The sequence below is a fragment of the Streptomyces sp. NPDC001709 genome, from assembly GCF_053596375.1.
On the sequence record NZ_JBSFGB010000149.1, the window covers coordinates 1 to 1,352 of the forward strand.

At 69.1% G+C, this 1,352-nt stretch carries 1 protein-coding gene; it reads right to left on the reverse strand.

Annotated features, from left to right (window positions below; all coding sequences use genetic code 11):
* Positions 1 to 36: 36 nt before the first annotated feature.
* A protein-coding gene (locus ACWC0C_RS48360) for an IS3 family transposase (RefSeq protein ID WP_450871553.1) occupies positions 37 to 1,280 on the reverse strand; the annotation gives its coding sequence in 2 pieces (ribosomal slippage) (positions 37 to 941 and positions 941 to 1,280; 1,245 coding nt in all).
* Between the last annotated feature and the right edge of the window lie 72 nt (positions 1,281 to 1,352).

Below are 1,352 nucleotides of genomic sequence, written 5' to 3' on the forward strand. Positions count from 1 at the left end.
GGGCCTTCCCCCGTGATGGTGGACACGCTTCGTTGATCATGCGGCGAGCGTGAGCTTAGCCGCGTGGTGTCGGCGTTCGTATTCGTTGGGGCTGAGGTGGCCGTTGGCGGAGTGCCGGCGGCGGGTGTTGTAGCGGGCCAGCCAGACAAATACCGTCCTTCTGCAGGTGCTGGCGTCGCCGTAGTCGCCGGCGCCCTGGAGGGTCTCGCGTTTCAGGGACGCGTGGAAACTCTCGCAGGCCGCGTTGTCCGCGCTGGTGCCGACGGCCCCCATTGACCGGGCCACCCCGAGCCGGTCACAGAGATCGGCGAACGCCCGGGAGCCATATTGGGCCCCGCGGTCGGAGTGGAACACGGCGCCGTCCAGGCCGCCGCGGGTCGAGGCCGCCATCTGCAGTGCGTCGGCGACCAGGCCGGTGCGCATGTGGTCGGCCATCGACCAGCCGACGACCTTGCGGCTGAAGCAGTCCAGCACGGTCGCGAGATAGAGGAACTCCCCGCCGGCGAGCGGGAGATACGTGATGTCGCCCATGTATTTCCGCCCCGGCTCGGCGGCGGTGAAGTCCCGATGGAACAGGTCCGGAACCTGTGAGACTGCCGAGTCCGGGACGGTGGTGCGGACACGTCTGCGCAGGCGGATGCCAGCTATGGAGAACGTCCGCATGACGCGAGCGACCCGCTTCTCGTTGATCCGCAGGCCCTTCGCGCGCAGCTCGGCGGTCACCCGCGGGGAGCCGTAGGCGCCGCCGGACTCGCCGTGGACCTTGCGGATCTGCTCGGCCAGGAGCCGGTCCTCGGTCTGTCGGGACTCCCTCGCCTTTCTGCCGGCAAGCCACTTGTAGTAGCTGGACCGGTTCAGGCCCAAGACCTTGCACAGCCGCTTCACGCCGTAGGCGTCCCGGTGGTCGGCGACGAACTGGAAGCGACTCACCAGTTGGTCTCCCCGGCGAAATACTTGGCCGCCTTGCGGAGTATGTCCCGCTCGGTCGCCAGCTTCCGCTCACTCGCCTCGAGCTCGGCCACTCGGGCCTCCAGCTGCCGGATCCGCTCGTCCGGATCGGCGGGCAATGCCGTCTGCTCGGCCCGGGCCGCCGGCGTCCCGCCCACAGACGGGGCAGCGGCGGCGTCGCGGCGTCCGCGGTCCCGCAGCACCCACTCACGCAGGGTGGCCCGGTTGATGCCCAGGTCGGCGGCGATGCTCTTGTATGTCGCCCCGGGCGTGGACTCGTACAGGGCCACGGCATCGGCCTTGAACTCGTCCGAGTAGTCCTTCATCGCCATCGGCGGTCTTCTCGCTTCCTCCGGACCAAGCAGATCCAGTATCAGCGTGTCCACCACTCAGGGGGAGGCCCC